The sequence below is a fragment of the Ruegeria sp. HKCCA4008 genome, from assembly GCF_013033125.1.
GTDB lineage: Bacteria > Pseudomonadota > Alphaproteobacteria > Rhodobacterales > Rhodobacteraceae > Ruegeria.
The window spans coordinates 67,407-80,681 of record NZ_WQDM01000009.1 but is presented as its reverse complement, the minus strand read 5'-3'; the positions used below and the strand labels follow the sequence as shown (position 1 = coordinate 80,681).

Below are 13,275 nucleotides of genomic sequence, written 5' to 3'. Positions count from 1 at the left end.
ACGCGATTTCCGCCATGCATCCGACGCAGACCATAACAAGCCTATGAAATACGGAAGTTTTCGCCAAGATAGACACGGCGGACATTCTCGTTCTCGACGACCTCGTCCGGTGTGCCCGACATCAGAACCTGCCCGTCATGCAGGATATAGGCGCGGTCGACAATTTCCAGCGTTTCCCGCACGTTATGGTCGGTGATCAGAACACCGATCCCCCGTTTTTTAAGGTCGGCAACCAGATGTCGGATATCGCCGACGCTGATCGGGTCAACACCCGCAAATGGTTCGTCCAACAAAAGATATTTCGGGTCTGCGGCCAAACATCGCGCTATCTCAACGCGGCGGCGCTCACCGCCGGAAAGGGCAAGAGCGGGCGCGCGGCGCAGATGTTCGATCGAAAAATCCGACAACAGCTCTTCCAGCCGTTCTTTCCGCCTGTGAGCATGAGGAACCGTGATATCCAGTACCGCGGCGATATTGTCCTCGACGCTCATGCCGCGAAAGATCGACATCTCCTGCGGCAGGTAACCGATGCCCATTCGCGCACGCCGGTACATCGGCAACGTCGTAACATTCTGGCCGTCAATCGTGACTTTGCCGGCCTCTGGGAAAACAAGCCCCGCCACGGAATAAAAGGTCGTGGTCTTACCCGACCCGTTGGGTCCCAACAGGGCAACGACTTCGGACCGGTCCAGTGTCATCGAGACATCGCGGATCACCGTTTTCTTACGGTAGGATTTCCGCAGCTTCTCGATGCGCAGCCCGGAATTGCCTTCGGCCACTGACAGGTCGGGTCGCGCCATCAGTTGTTTCCCTGCTGAAGGATCGTCTTGACGCGCCCGGTCATGGTCGCTGTGCCCGTTGTCAGATTGGCGTTCATCTGGTCGCCGCTGATGATGCTGGGGCCTTGTGTCAGCAGGACATTGCCTTTCATAACGATCACACCGGAATCGATCGTGTATTCCGCCCAATCGCCCTCTGCCGCGTCCGGCGGGCTGACCAGAACAACATTCTCGGTGGCTTCCATCCGTTCAATTGCCGAGCGTTCCTCGTTGTAGATCACGAGAACCCGTTCAGCGGTCAGCCGCATTTCGCCCTGAATGACGACGACATTTCCGAGGAATTCGGCAGAACCGTCCTCCTGGTTGACGTTCAATATTTCGGACGTGACCTCGACCGGAAGACTCGGGTCGGCATTTGCAGAACCAAAAGCCACCTGCGCCTCCTGCGCAGTCGCGGTTACGGCACCTGCAAACAGAGCAAGGTACAAAGGAACAAAACGAAAATCGAACACAGGTTATCTTTCTGCTTTTTCAGGCTCGTATACCAGCTTCACGCCGTCTGTAAAAACAATATGGACCGGTCCGTCCTTTTTTTCAGTGCCAAAGGTCATGCGTCCGGCGGAAAAATTGCCGATCGGCCCGGTTCCGTTCACCCGCCCCGGCGTGTCGCCCCGGATTTCGTCCAGCGACGTGTTGAGCAGGTCAGTCGTGACTTGAAGTCCGTCGGCAGTGGTAATCACTACGTCGCCGACAAAAGTTGCCGTGCCCTCATCGGGGCGGATCAAACCTGAATTGGAATCCAGAAATATCGTTCCACCACTGAGAAGCCCCAGACGGCCCCGAAATTCGGATGCGTTCGGGGTTTCGTCTTCGTCGCCCTGCTTGGCTTGGATAGCTTCGATCTGGACATCTTCGCCTTTGCGGGTTGTCCCGCGATACTTCGGCTGTGTGACCACCTGTTGCGCCAACCGCTCGTCAATGTCTTTTTCGGCGAATGGCACCGTTACGTTGGTTTCGATGCTGCGGGACAGAAGGAACACTGTGGACAGCATCAGAATGGCCGCAAGCGGCAACAGAACCTTCAGGAACTGTACCATGCGGGAATACCTGTCCAATTCGGCCTCCCTCAGCCCAGACCGACGCGCAAGCAGTCGTGGATATGCAGAAGACCCAGCGCCTGCCCGGATGCAGCCTCGTCGACCACAAATAGCGAAGTGATCTTGCGATCATTCATGATCGCCACCGCCTCTTCGGCCAATGCGTCCGGTGTTATGGTGGTCGGATTGGCGGTCATGACCTGCTCGGTGGTTTTGTCCAGCAGACCGTCCATGTGTCGCCGCAAGTCACCGTCCGTAATGATGCCCGACAAATGCCCCTGCGCATCCGTTACACCGGCCACGCCGAAACCCTTTTGGCTGATTTCGATCAGCGCGTCGCTCATCGGGGTGTTCGCCGCGACCAGAGGCAAGGCGTCGCCGGTATGCATCAGGTCACGCACCGTACTCAGCCGCGCACCCAGTTTTCCACCGGGGTGGAAGGCGCGAAAATCCTCGGGGCGGAAGTCGCGATACTTCATCAGCGCAATGGCCAGCGCATCGCCCATGGCTAGGGTCAGCGTCGTCGAGATCGAAGGCACCATGCCGAAACCGCAGGCCTCGCCCATCGACGGTATCAGCAGATGCACATCGGCCTGTTTCATCAACGTGCTTTCTGGCTTGCTGGATAGCCCGATCAGCGGAATGCCAAAGCGGCGCGTAAAGGCCAGCAGGTTGGCCAGCTCGGGCGCTTCGCCAGAATTCGAAATCGCCAGCACCACATCGCCTTTGGAAACCATGCCCAGATCGCCATGGCTGGCCTCGGCCGGGTGCACGAAATAGGCGGGCGTTCCGGTACTGGCCAGAGTGGCGGCAATCTTGTGGCCGATATGGCCCGATTTTCCGATGCCGCTGATGATGATGCGCCCGGTTGCTTTCAGGATCAGATGCACCGCCTCTGCAAAATGCTCGTCAAGGCTGTCGGCCAGCACGTCCAGCGCGCGGGCCTCGTCGGTGACGACCTGGCGGGCGGTTCTCAGGAATGCTTCGGTGTCGGTCATGAGTGTGCAAAGATATCCGTTTCGGGCCAACCGGCGAGGTCCAGCTTCGCACGCATCGGCAGGAATTTAAAACAGGCCTGCGCCATCTCGGTCCGGCCCTCGCGCGCCAACCGCTTGTTCAACTCGTCGCGCAGGCGGTGCAGATAAAGAACGTCCGAGGCCGCATAGTCCAGCTGAGCATCGGTCAGGGTTTCAGCGCCCCAGTCGCTCATCTGCTGTTGTTTCGAGATATCCACGCCGATCAGTTCCTGGCACAGGTTCTTCAGCCCGTGACGGTCGGTGTAGGTGCGCACCAGCCGGCTGGCGATCTTGGTGCAGTAAACCGGCGCGGCCAGGGCACCAAAGGTGTGATACATCGCGGCGATGTCGAACCGCCCGAAATGGAACAGCTTAAGGACATCAGGGTTTTCCAGCATGGCACTCAGGTTCGGGGCTTCGGTCTGGCCCTTGTCCACCTGGACGATATGGCTGTATCCGTCACCGCCTGACATTTGAATCACGCACAGGCGATCGCGATGCGGGTTCAGCCCCATGGTTTCACAGTCAATGGCCACAACCGGGCCCAGATCCAGCCCGTCCGGCAGATCGTTTTTGTACAAATGGTTCGCCACGCGACTATTCCTTTGTGCGATATCGCCCCCGAGATAGGCGGTTTGGTCCCCAAACTCAACGCCGTCCGAAAGTCGCGGGCCATTCGATACCAAATCCTTGACCATATCCCCATCGGGGGGATATGGATAAGCCATGTCGGACAACACCCACCAGTCACATTCGCAGATCACGGCCCGGCTGAAGCGGGCCCATGGGCACCTGGCCAAGGTCATTGCCATGCTCGAAGAGCACGCGCCCTGTTCGGACGTCGCCCAACAGTTGTTTGCAGTAGAAAAAGCCGTCACCAATGCCAAACGCGCTTTGATTCATGATCATATCGAACACTGCCTGTCCGCTGACGACGATGGCGGCGGGATCGAAGACTTCAAGGCGATTACAAAGTACCTCTAAGCCATGCTGAGTATTCTGAAACACCGCACCTACCGCCACCTGTTCGCCGCCCAGATCGTTGCTCTGACCGGAACCGGGCTGGCCACGGTCGCCCTTGGGCTGCTCGCCTTTGATCTGGCCGGGAATGCTGCGGGACTTGTCCTTGGCACCGCACTGACGATCAAGATGGTGGCTTATGTCACCGTTGCACCGCTCGCCGCTGCTTTTGCCGAGCGTCTGGATCGTCGCAAGATGTTGGTCGTGCTGGACCTGATCCGCGCAGCGGTTGCAGTATGTCTGCCTTTCGTGACTGAAGTCTGGCAAATCTACGTGCTGATCTTCGTGCTCCAATCGGCGTCGGCGGGCTTTACGCCCGCCTTTCAGGCCACGATTCCGGACGTTCTGCCAGACGAAGCTGAATACACGCGTGCCTTGTCACTGTCACGCCTGGCCTACGATATGGAAAGCCTGCTGAGTCCCATGTTCGCCGCCGCATTGCTGCTGCTGGTCAGCTTCAACAGCCTGTTCTGGGGTACCGCGCTGGGTTTTGTCGCATCGGCAATGCTGGTTGTCTCGGTCGTGCTTCCGTCACCTAAGCCAAGCCGATCCCGCGGCATCTATGACCGCACCACACGCGGCATACGTATCTATCTGAAGACACCCAGGTTGCGCGGACTGCTTGCGCTCAGCTGGAGTGCAGCGGCCCTGAGCTCGATGGTGATCGTGAACACTGTGGTCATCGTGCGCGCCAATCTTGGCCTGTCGGAAAGCGCGGTGGCCATTGCCCTGGCCGGTTTCGGGGGCGGGTCGATGCTTGCAGCCTTTACCTTGCCCCGCCTTCTGGACCGGATCGAGGACCGTCGGGTCATGGTCGCGGGCGCCGTTTTTGCCACTGGCTCCATGGCCGTCGCCGCGATGTTGGCCGCAATTGCTCCTCTGTCGCTCGGGTTGCTGACCGCGTTGTGGGCATTTACCGGTTTTGGATACTCCACCACCCTGACACCTTCGGGCCGCCTTTTGACCCGGTCGGCCCACCCCGAGGATCGCCCAGCCGTCTTCGCCGCACAGTTTACCCTGTCGCATGGTTGCTGGCTGGTTCTTTACCCGCTGGCGGGGTGGTTGATGACGGTGTTCGGCCCGACCGTCACACTCAGCAGCATGGCGACGCTGTCCGTGGCGGGCGTCGTCGGTGCAATCGGCCTGTGGCCGCGCCTCGACCAGGAACCGATCACCCATGATCACCCCGACCTGCCGCCCGATCATCCACATCTGGCCGGGTCGGGCCCGCACGCGCATCCGATCATCATCGACGATCTGCACCCGCGCATCCCGCGCGAACCCTGAGCGGGCGCTTGGACCTGATCTCAACCCGCAATGACCACAAACCAGAGCCCCAATGGACCAGCTTGACCGTCGCATCATCGCCGCCCTGCAAGCCAACGCACGCGCCTCGACCACGCAGATTGCGACCACGCTGGGTGTTGCCCGGACAACCGTGCACGAGCGAATAAACCGGATGGAACAGCGCGGCCTGATCGAAGGATACACCGTGCGCCTCGGGTCCACCGAAGACACGCCGAAAGTGCAAGTCATCGTCATGCTCGAAGTGCAGCAAAAGGAAACCAGCCGGATCATCAAGCGGCTCGAAGCCTACCCCGAAGTCAAACTGTGCCTGTCGATCAACGGAGAGTTCGACCTTATGCTGTCCGCAGAGGCGCCGAGGCTGGAGGATCTGGACATTCTGGTCGATGACCTGGCGAAAATTCCCGGTGTCTTGCGCACCAATACCAGCGTTGTTTTCGGGCGCAGGATAGATCGAAACTGAAGCGGCGATAACTCTCTGTAAACCGATCGTTGGCTAGCTTGGCCGGGAGAGATCAGAATCCCGGACCGGCAGAATGCCAAATCAGAAGTTCCCGCTTTTTCTCATGATGGTGCATGTGCTTTTTGCGCAGGCAGGGTTTGCCATGCCAGATGCCAAAACCGGTGACCTGTGCGATCATGCCGCGCGCCGCGCCGCTTTGTCCGAAGGCGTGCCCCTGGACGTGCTCCGCGCCATCTCGCGCGTTGAAACCGGGCGCAGGCTGGACGGCCGGTTGCAGCCTTGGCCTTGGACAATCAACGTCGGCGGTCAGGGATACTGGTTCAAGTCCGAGGTCGAAGCCAAGGCCTATGCGTTCAAAATCTTCAAATCGGGCACCCGCAGCTTTGATGTCGGCTGTTTTCAGATCAATTATCGCTGGCACGGCAAAGCCTTCCGTTCGATCGACGCGATGTTCGATCCAGATGAGAACGCGACCTACGCCGCCCGGTTCCTGAATGAACTCCATGCCGAGCTTGGTTCGTGGCCCGCAGCCGCGGGGGCTTATCATTCCCGCACGACACCCCTTGCCGAAGCTTACAAAGAGCGGTTTCAAACGGTGCTGGCACAGCTCGAAGGGGCCCCCCGAACCCGGGTTGCGGGCACGTCTCGGGATCCGTTCACCGGAGCCGGACTCCCCTTGATCCCCATTCCGACGGCCTCGCCCCGCACCGGCGCGCTTGGGTCTCTGGTGCCAGCCGCAGGCGCCGCAACCGCGTTTATCGCCTTCAACTAGGAGTTTCGCGTGCCCAAGGTAAACATCCAGTCGCTGTTTTCGCCTACTGTTCTGCTGGCGATTGCGCTGATGACGGTCATCGTCATGATGATCCTGCCCATGCCAGCATGGGTGCTGGACGTGGGGTTGGCGGCCTCCTTTGCGCTGGCCATCCTGATCTTCACCCTGACGCTGTTCATTGAACGCCCGCTGGACTTTTCGTCCTTCCCGACGATTCTGCTGGCGTCTTTGATGTTGCGCCTGTCGCTGAATGTGTCGTCGACGAAACTGATCATCGGACAGGGGCACACCGGCCCGAATGCGGCAGGAGACGTGATCGAAGGTTTCGCCAGTTTCGTCATGGGCGGCAGCATCTTTCTTGGCCTAGTGGTGTTCGGCGTGCTGCTGATCGTGAATTTCATGGTCATCACCAAAGGCGCCGCCCGCATGGCCGAAGTCGGCGCGCGCTTTGCGTTGGACGGGATGCCCGGCAAACAACTTGCGATCGACAGCGACATGTCCGCCGGGGCAATCGATCATCAGCAGGCCAAGGAACGGCGAGAGCTGGAACAGCAGGAGACGACATTCTTCGGTTCGCTCGACGGTGCGTCGAAATTCGTGAAAGGTGACGCCGTCGCCGGGCTTCTGATCACGTTGCTGAACCTTGTCATGGGCCTGGTCATGGGCGTCGTCGTACATGGAATGCCCGTGGCCTCGGCGTTCGAAACCTATGCGATTCTGACCGTCGGCGACGGGTTGGTGTCCCAAATTCCCGCCGTCATCATTTCCATTGCGTCCGCCCTGCTGCTGGCACGGGGCGGCACGCAGGGGGCCACGGACAACGCCATCTTTTCTCAACTTGGCCGCCACCCGGCAGCATTGTCCACCGTGGCGGTGCTCATGGTCCTGTTCGCTCTGGTGCCCGGTCTTCCTTTTCTGCCGTTCATCCTCGGCGCGACCATTCTGGGATACGCGGCTTACAATGTTCACCAAAAGCAGCAAGACGTAGACGCGTCGGCAAAACTGCCCTCGACCGAAACCGAAGCGCCGACATCCCAGGCTATCGGCGACATCCTGGACCTGGATGATGTCCATCTGGAGTTCGCTCCGGATCTGGTCAGCATGGTTCTGAATCCTGGCACGGGGCTGGACGCTCGTATTGCCAATATGCGGACCTATGTGGCGTCGACCTTTGGCCTGATCCTGCCCGAAATCCGCCTGACCGACCGCGCCGACCTGCCGACCGGGACGTATGTGATCAAGGTTCAGGGCGTCGAACAGGCACGCGGTGTCTTGCATCCCGATCTCATCCTGGCGCTCGTGCAGGACGGGTTTGACCTGCTGCCGGAGGGCAATGACGTGACCGAGCCGGTCTATGGTGCTCCGGCGCGCTGGATCCTGCCGAAAGATCAGGAGGACGCCGCGCTGAGCGGTGCCACCATAGTTTCACCGCCCGAGATTCTTGCCACCCATCTGCTGGAGATCATCAAACAGAACTTCTCGCGCCTGCTGACACTGAAATCCCTCCGGCGCCTGCTGTCGGAAATGACCCGCCTGAGCGACCCGGTACGCGCCGAAGCCAACCGCAAGCTGCTGGATGAGCTGATCCCCGACAAAGTGCCGATCGACACGTTGCACGCTGTTCTGCGCCTGTTGCTCGACGAACGTGTGTCGATCCGCAACATGGCGCTGATTCTTGAAAGTGTCGCCGAGGCGCGGCTGACCACAACCCAGCCCGAAGGCATTTGTGAACTTGTGCGTCAGCGTCTTGGCTTTCAGCTGGTCGCGGACATGAAGCGCGAGGATGGTTCGATCCCTCTGATCCAGTTGGCCCCGGAATGGGAGGACACATTCGCCTCTTACCAGATCGACGCCCCAAATACCGGCATGGATGTCGCGCTGCCCCCGAACGTGTTCAACAAACTGGCCGACGGAGTCGTGAGCACCATCGCCAAATCCGCTGACAACGGTCTGTTTCCAGCCGTCGTGACCTCGACCCGGCGTCGTCGGTTGCTGCGCACCGTCATGCAAGCACGCGGCGTGTCCAACCCGGTTTTGTCCTTCGAAGAAATCGGGCTGGAAGCCAAACCTGCCTTGGTCGGAACTGTTGCAGCGTGATTGCCCTGCCGCCAGAGATGCTGTCGCAGCTGACCGAATCAATCTGGCAGGCCTTTGTCGTGTTTCTGCGCGTCTCCGCTCTTGTTTCGCTGCTTCCAGCTTTTGGTGAGCGCAGTATTCCGACACGGGTAAAGCTTGGTGCTTCCGTTGCTTTCACGCTGATCATACTGCCCGCTGCGCCCCCCGTCAGAATAGATCCCAGCCTTTGGGCGACCGTGCGGCTGGTCGGCACCGAAGTTCTGATCGGGCTTGTCCTGGGGATAGGCCTGCGCCTGTTCGTTCTCGCGCTGCAAACCGCAGGGTCCATTGCGGCTCAGTCCACGTCATTGTCGCAACTGCTGGGTGGCGCGGCGGCCGATCCGGTTCCCGCCATGGGATATCTGCTGACCCTGGCAGGGCTGACACTTGCCGTGATCATGGACCTACACATCCGGGCCGCGCAGTTCCTGATCCAGAGTTATGCCCTGTTCCCAATAGGGCTGGCACCTCATGCCGCAGATGCGTCGCGCTGGGGATTGCATCAGGTCGCCAACAGCTTTGGACTGGCTTTTGCACTGGCAACGCCGTTCGTCATCGCCTCTTTGATCTACAACCTGGCACTTGGGTTCATAAACCGGGCAATGCCCCAGCTGATGGTGGCCTTCGTTGGTGCTCCTGCAATCACCTTCGCGGGGCTGTTTCTGCTGTTCGCCGGTACACCGCTGATCCTGTCCGTGTGGGCTGACGCGCTGATCGCCTTCTTCACCAACCCGATGGGAGCGCAAAGATGAGCGCAGGTGATGACGACAGCGACAAGTCATACGAGCCGACACCGCAAAAGCTGCTGAAAGCGCGCGAGAAAGGTGAGGTTCCAAAATCCAACGACTTGTCGGTTGTGGCGGCATATACCGGGCTTCTGATCGCCCTGCTTACAGTCGGTCAATACTGTGTCGAGCATATGGGCACCGGGTTCATGGTTCTGATCGATCAGTCCGACGCATTTGCACGGCTTCTGACGGATGGGCCATCGCATGCTCCGGTTGCGGGGGTTTTGAAAAGTGCCCTGCTGCCTGTTGCTTTGCTGTTCTGCCTTCCTGCGGCGGCTGTTCTGCTGAACTTGATCGCCCAGCGCGCGCTGATCTTTGCCCCAAGCAAATTGAAACCAAAACTATCGCGTATCTCTATGATTTCGAACGCTAAGAACAAGTTCGGGCGGGGCGGCCTGTTCGAGTTTGCCAAAAGCACCACCAAACTGTTGATCTACAGCACCTGCCTTGCGCTTTTTCTGAAAGCCAATCTAACCGAGATTTTGTCTGCCAGCGCGGCGCCGGCAAAGTCATCCATTCTGCTCATGATGAACCTGCTGTTTCGCTTTCTGTTCATCGTGATCGCAATCGCACTGGCCATCGGGGTTGTCGATTTCCTTTGGCAATATGCCGAACACATGCGCAAGAACCGTATGTCCCGCAAGGAGATCATGGATGAAACCAAGGATGCCGAGGGCGACCCCCATGTCAAACAACACCGGCGCCAGCGCGCACAGGAAATCGCGACCAACCAAATGTTGGCAGATGTTCCAGGCGCGGATGTCGTGATCGTAAACCCCACCCATTATACTGTGGCGCTTAAATGGACACGGGTTGCGGGCAGCGCCCCGGTTTGCGTTGCCAAAGGGGTGGACGAAATCGCCGCCACCATCCGATCCGCCGCAGGAGAAGCAGGCGTTCCGATCCATTCAGACCCTCCCACAGCTCGCGCCCTTCACGCGACCGTGGACATAGGTCAGGAGATCGCCGAAGAGCACTATCGTCCTGTTGCCGCCGCAATCCGGTTTGCCGAAGCGATGCGAAAACGCGCGAAGGAGCAAGTTCGATGACCCACACGCAATTACCCGATCTGGAAAAAGTGACCAACGCTGCGTTTCAGAAGCAATTTCAAGCGCTACGACCGATCCTGGAGGCCGAGGCACGGATCAAGCAGCAACTTGCCAGATTGGACGGTCAACTCCGTCAGGCGCGTCAAGACAGCACCAAGGTCGAAGGCTATCAGGTTTCAGGGACCGACGTTCTCTGGAATAGTTGGGAGTCCGCGACGCGGAGACAATTGAACCTGCAACTGGCACGAACGCGCGCGCAGAAACTGGCCGGAATGGAAGCTTTGCGTACTGCCTTTGGGCGAAAACAAGCGGTGGAAAAATTGCGAAAGAAAGTTCAGCAAGCAAACCGAAAAGCAAATGCCAAAAAGCACTTCGGGCCCTAGCTTGACCGACCCGAATTATCGGGTCGGTCAGTGTCAGCTATCTTGTCGGTTTACACTCAGGATCAGCACTTTGGACACGTCGTCGCCAAATTCTTTGCGCGCCACTTCCAGCAAGGAATTCCGCAATACATCCAGGTTCCCGGATTCTGTAAAAGCCCCGTCAAAGCCACCCGTGTTTGCATGGTCAAAAAGAACCTGAAGAAAGCCATCCCTGAGTTTAGGCTCGATTGCATAATAGGTTTCTGTGATGGCCGGGTTCGCCTCAAGGCTCAGCGACAGCGTTACCATGGCTTCGATCTGGTCGTCTTTTACAACGGGGACGACGAATTGCTTGGTCATTTTCAGATAACCAAAGCTTTCCCCCTTGCCTTTTTCCTTTGATTTCCCGGTTTTTTTGCCGGCCGACTTATCCTCTTTGACTGCTTCTTTTTCGGCAACGGCAGTTTCAGGTTTTTTTGCAGGTGCAAGAACCAGACCCGCGCCAATACCCGCGCCGAGTCCAACAATCAGAAGAATCACGGGAATCAATTTCGCAACCACGATCTCACCTCAGAACGGCAAAAGGGAATCAAGAACTTGCTGACCATAGCGGGGTTGCTGGACATCCGTTATCTGCCCTCTGCCGCCATATGACACGCGCGCTGACGCGATTTTGTCATAGGTTATTTCGTTTTGCCGCGAGATGTCCTGCGGGCGGACATATCCCGTCACAAGAAGCTCTCGCAGTTCGAAGTTGACCCGCAACTCCTGGGATCCCGATATTGAAAGAACTCCGTTCGGCAACACATCCAGCACTGTTGCGGCAACACGCAGAGTCAGTTTTTCGTTTCGCCTGACGGATCCCCGGCCAGAGCTCGAGGAATCCGCTTCAATCGAAACGGCTTCATCCAGTGACGCGCCCTGGGGCAGATTCTTTTGCACGCGCTGAGGCAGGCCGAAGAGGCTGGGGACTTCGAGGTTCTCGGACCCAGATCTGGATCGTCTGGTATTGTTCGAAATTTCTGCCTTCTCGTCCAGCTCGATGACGACGGTCAGGATGTCGCCTTTCTTGATCGCCCGCTGATCGCCCAGCAACGAATGCTGCCCGCCGCTCCACAAAGAGGACCGGTCGACGTTTCGCTGGGGTTGGGTGTGCAATGGCAAACCCGGCCACAACATTGCAACCTGTTCCGGGGAATCCTCGTTGGGTGTGAAACTTGGCGGTTTGCCCAAATGATCCATTCGACCACATGCGGACAAGACAAAAGCCGTCAGGACAAGGGTTTTTGGCAATCCGTGCATCACTGTACCTCGATTTGACCGTCCGGACGGATTCGGCCTGTTACGGTTGTTCGGGATGAAAGGTTCATGACCCGAATGCGATCCCCCGCCGCGCCGCGCCCCAAGGCCCGGCCCTCGGTGGTGATCGACAAGGGTTGGCTGCTGAACACCAGCACGACCAGATCGTTTCGATCCACGATGGCAGGTGGCCCGACATCAGAGCCGCGAATTGGCCGACCGGGGTAGAGCGCCACCCGGGCCTCTTGTCCGATCAGAAGATCAGGGTCTGAAATTGCATCGGCAACATCTGTTGGCTTCAACTCGAGATCGACGGCAGAAATGACTTCCTTGGCCCGGATCGTACGTGTCGGCACCACAATTTCAGCCTGGGCGGCAATTGGCGCCAGAAGCACCAGAGAAAGAACCAGAAGTCGCATCACCGTACCTGCGTTGTCGCGCTCATCATCTGGTCCACCGCCGTGATGACTTTGGCATTCATCTCATAGCCGCGTTGCGCTTCGATCAGCTCGGTAACTTCTCGAACGGCGTCAACCGAACTGTCTTCCAGATAACCCTGTCGCAAAGTTCCCAGACCGTCTTCGCCCGGCGTACCCAGAACCGGAGCACCTGAAGCTTCGGTTTCCTTGAACAGATTGCCTCCGACGGCTTCCAGGCCTTTGGCGTTCGAAAAACTGGCCAGCGTAAACTCCCCAAGCAACTGACCTTCGGGGGAATCGTCAAAATACGCATAGACTTCGCCCGACGCGTTGATCGAAACAGAACGCGCATCGTCAGGGATGGTGATTTCCGGCGAAACCGCAAACCCGTCAGAGGTGACGATCAGGCCCTCTGCCGACCGCTTCAAACTGCCGTCGCGCGTATACGCGGCCTGACCGCTGGGCAAGGTCACCTCCAGATACCCGCGACCTTCGATTGCAACATCCAGATCGCTCCCGGTGGCCGACAAGGCCCCTTGTTCCAATTGCACTGTCACCGCTGCCGGTCGCACACCCAGACCCAGTTGAATACCCGTGGGCAGAACCGTTCCGTCCGACGCATTCACGGTGCCGGCCCGCGCCATCTGTTGATAATGCAGGTCGGCGAATTCGGCCCGTCGGGCGTTGTAGCCGGTGGTGTTCATATTCGCGAGGTTGTTCGAGATCGTCTCGACCCGCATCTGTTGCGCTGTCATCCCGGTGGCGGCAATTTTAAGGGCCCGCATGTCTAA

Annotated in this window: 17 protein-coding genes; 8 read left to right on the top strand and 9 right to left on the bottom strand. The window is 58.6% G+C overall.

What is annotated here, in order from left to right:
* Window positions 1–41: 41 nt before the first annotated feature.
* The 5 genes from lptB to GOW60_RS17505 are packed head-to-tail and all read right to left on the bottom strand — an operon-like array spanning window position 42 to window position 3,485.
* Complete coding sequence (lptB, locus tag GOW60_RS17525; RefSeq protein ID WP_152459766.1) at window positions 42–800, bottom strand: LPS export ABC transporter ATP-binding protein; 759 nt, start codon at window positions 798–800, stop codon at window positions 42–44.
* The gene (locus GOW60_RS17520) at window positions 800–1,291 is read right to left on the bottom strand and encodes an LptA/OstA family protein (RefSeq protein WP_371813378.1); all 492 of its coding nucleotides are present in this window, start codon (window positions 1,289–1,291) and stop codon (window positions 800–802) included. The genes lptB and GOW60_RS17520 overlap by 1 nt, the downstream gene beginning before the upstream one ends.
* 3 nt (window positions 1,292–1,294) lie before the next feature.
* A complete protein-coding gene (gene lptC, locus GOW60_RS17515) occupies window positions 1,295–1,876 on the bottom strand; it encodes an LPS export ABC transporter periplasmic protein LptC (protein WP_254444014.1) in 582 nt (193 codons plus the stop codon).
* 29 nt (window positions 1,877–1,905) lie between these two features.
* On the bottom strand, window positions 1,906–2,874 hold the full coding sequence (locus GOW60_RS17510; RefSeq protein ID WP_171171788.1) for an SIS domain-containing protein: 969 nt from the start codon (window positions 2,872–2,874) through the stop codon (window positions 1,906–1,908).
* Entirely contained in the window at window positions 2,871–3,485 is a 615-nt protein-coding gene (locus GOW60_RS17505) for a ribonuclease D (RefSeq protein ID WP_171230283.1), read from the bottom strand. Before GOW60_RS17505 ends, GOW60_RS17510 begins: the two co-directional genes overlap by 4 nt.
* A 133-nt stretch (window positions 3,486–3,618) precedes the next feature.
* Between GOW60_RS17505 and GOW60_RS17500 the strand changes: the two genes are divergently transcribed.
* The 8 genes from GOW60_RS17500 to GOW60_RS17465 all read left to right on the top strand — a co-directional run bounded on the left by GOW60_RS17500 (window position 3,619) and on the right by GOW60_RS17465 (window position 10,787).
* The gene (locus GOW60_RS17500) at window positions 3,619–3,876 is read left to right on the top strand and encodes a metal-sensing transcriptional repressor (RefSeq protein ID WP_152459761.1); all 258 of its coding nucleotides are present in this window, start codon (window positions 3,619–3,621) and stop codon (window positions 3,874–3,876) included.
* Window positions 3,877–3,879: 3 nt separating this feature from the next.
* Window positions 3,880–5,199, top strand: a complete 1,320-nt coding sequence (locus tag GOW60_RS17495; protein ID WP_171230282.1) for an MFS transporter — start codon at window positions 3,880–3,882, stop codon at window positions 5,197–5,199.
* Window positions 5,200–5,251: 52 nt separating this feature from the next.
* A complete protein-coding gene (locus GOW60_RS17490; RefSeq protein WP_171230281.1) occupies window positions 5,252–5,680 on the top strand; it encodes an Lrp/AsnC family transcriptional regulator in 429 nt (142 codons plus the stop codon).
* 73 nt (window positions 5,681–5,753) lie between these two features.
* Window positions 5,754–6,452, top strand: coding sequence for a transglycosylase SLT domain-containing protein (locus tag GOW60_RS17485; protein WP_371813377.1), 699 nt, complete (start codon window positions 5,754–5,756; stop codon window positions 6,450–6,452).
* Window positions 6,453–6,521: 69 nt separating this feature from the next.
* Window positions 6,522–8,549: a flagellar biosynthesis protein FlhA gene (gene flhA, locus GOW60_RS17480; protein WP_217355626.1), complete on the top strand. Its 2,028-nt coding sequence runs from the start codon at window positions 6,522–6,524 to the stop codon at window positions 8,547–8,549.
* The gene (locus GOW60_RS17475; protein WP_171230279.1) at window positions 8,546–9,319 is read left to right on the top strand and encodes a flagellar biosynthetic protein FliR; all 774 of its coding nucleotides are present in this window, start codon (window positions 8,546–8,548) and stop codon (window positions 9,317–9,319) included. Before flhA ends, GOW60_RS17475 begins: the two co-directional genes overlap by 4 nt.
* The gene (gene flhB, locus GOW60_RS17470; protein ID WP_171230278.1) at window positions 9,316–10,404 is read left to right on the top strand and encodes a flagellar type III secretion system protein FlhB; all 1,089 of its coding nucleotides are present in this window, start codon (window positions 9,316–9,318) and stop codon (window positions 10,402–10,404) included. Before GOW60_RS17475 ends, flhB begins: the two co-directional genes overlap by 4 nt.
* Entirely contained in the window at window positions 10,401–10,787 is a 387-nt protein-coding gene (locus GOW60_RS17465; protein WP_171171800.1) for a hypothetical protein, read from the top strand. The genes flhB and GOW60_RS17465 overlap by 4 nt, the downstream gene beginning before the upstream one ends.
* A 33-nt stretch (window positions 10,788–10,820) precedes the next feature.
* Here GOW60_RS17465 and GOW60_RS17460 read toward each other — a convergent pair whose 3' ends face one another.
* Genes GOW60_RS17460 through flgG form a run of 4 tightly spaced genes read right to left on the bottom strand, consistent with a single transcriptional unit; the run spans window position 10,821 to window position 13,269 of the window.
* Window positions 10,821–11,327 (bottom strand): flagellar basal body-associated protein FliL, encoded by a 507-nt coding sequence (locus tag GOW60_RS17460; protein WP_171230277.1) that lies wholly within the window; start codon window positions 11,325–11,327, stop codon window positions 10,821–10,823.
* 9 nt (window positions 11,328–11,336) lie between these two features.
* Window positions 11,337–12,068, bottom strand: coding sequence for a flagellar basal body L-ring protein FlgH (gene flgH / locus GOW60_RS17455; RefSeq protein WP_171230276.1), 732 nt, complete (start codon window positions 12,066–12,068; stop codon window positions 11,337–11,339).
* The gene (gene flgA, locus GOW60_RS17450; RefSeq protein WP_171230275.1) at window positions 12,068–12,484 is read right to left on the bottom strand and encodes a flagellar basal body P-ring formation chaperone FlgA; all 417 of its coding nucleotides are present in this window, start codon (window positions 12,482–12,484) and stop codon (window positions 12,068–12,070) included. Before flgA ends, flgH begins: the two co-directional genes overlap by 1 nt.
* Entirely contained in the window at window positions 12,484–13,269 is a 786-nt protein-coding gene (gene flgG / locus GOW60_RS17445) for a flagellar basal-body rod protein FlgG (protein ID WP_171120134.1), read from the bottom strand. Before flgG ends, flgA begins: the two co-directional genes overlap by 1 nt.
* Window positions 13,270–13,275: the final 6 nt, after the last annotated feature.

What these genes read in the sequence shown, in the direction of transcription:
- GOW60_RS17500 (WP_152459761.1), top strand. Translation starts at nt 3,619, where the DNA reads ATGTCGGACAACACCCACCAGTCACATTCGCAGATCACGGCCCGGCTG.
- flgG (WP_171120134.1), bottom strand. Translation starts at nt 13,269, where the DNA reads ATGCGGGCCCTTAAAATTGCCGCCACCGGGATGACAGCGCAACAGATG.
- GOW60_RS17495 (WP_171230282.1), top strand. Translation starts at nt 3,880, where the DNA reads ATGCTGAGTATTCTGAAACACCGCACCTACCGCCACCTGTTCGCCGCC.
- GOW60_RS17490 (WP_171230281.1), top strand. Translation starts at nt 5,252, where the DNA reads ATGGACCAGCTTGACCGTCGCATCATCGCCGCCCTGCAAGCCAACGCA.
- flhB (WP_171230278.1), top strand. Translation starts at nt 9,316, where the DNA reads ATGAGCGCAGGTGATGACGACAGCGACAAGTCATACGAGCCGACACCG.
- lptC (WP_254444014.1), bottom strand. Translation starts at nt 1,876, where the DNA reads ATGGTACAGTTCCTGAAGGTTCTGTTGCCGCTTGCGGCCATTCTGATG.
- GOW60_RS17485 (WP_371813377.1), top strand. Translation starts at nt 5,754, where the DNA reads ATGCCAAATCAGAAGTTCCCGCTTTTTCTCATGATGGTGCATGTGCTT.
- flhA (WP_217355626.1), top strand. Translation starts at nt 6,522, where the DNA reads ATGACGGTCATCGTCATGATGATCCTGCCCATGCCAGCATGGGTGCTG.
- lptB (WP_152459766.1), bottom strand. Translation starts at nt 800, where the DNA reads ATGGCGCGACCCGACCTGTCAGTGGCCGAAGGCAATTCCGGGCTGCGC.
- GOW60_RS17465 (WP_171171800.1), top strand. Translation starts at nt 10,401, where the DNA reads ATGACCCACACGCAATTACCCGATCTGGAAAAAGTGACCAACGCTGCG.
- GOW60_RS17510 (WP_171171788.1), bottom strand. Translation starts at nt 2,874, where the DNA reads ATGACCGACACCGAAGCATTCCTGAGAACCGCCCGCCAGGTCGTCACC.
- flgH (WP_171230276.1), bottom strand. Translation starts at nt 12,068, where the DNA reads ATGCACGGATTGCCAAAAACCCTTGTCCTGACGGCTTTTGTCTTGTCC.
- flgA (WP_171230275.1), bottom strand. Translation starts at nt 12,484, where the DNA reads ATGCGACTTCTGGTTCTTTCTCTGGTGCTTCTGGCGCCAATTGCCGCC.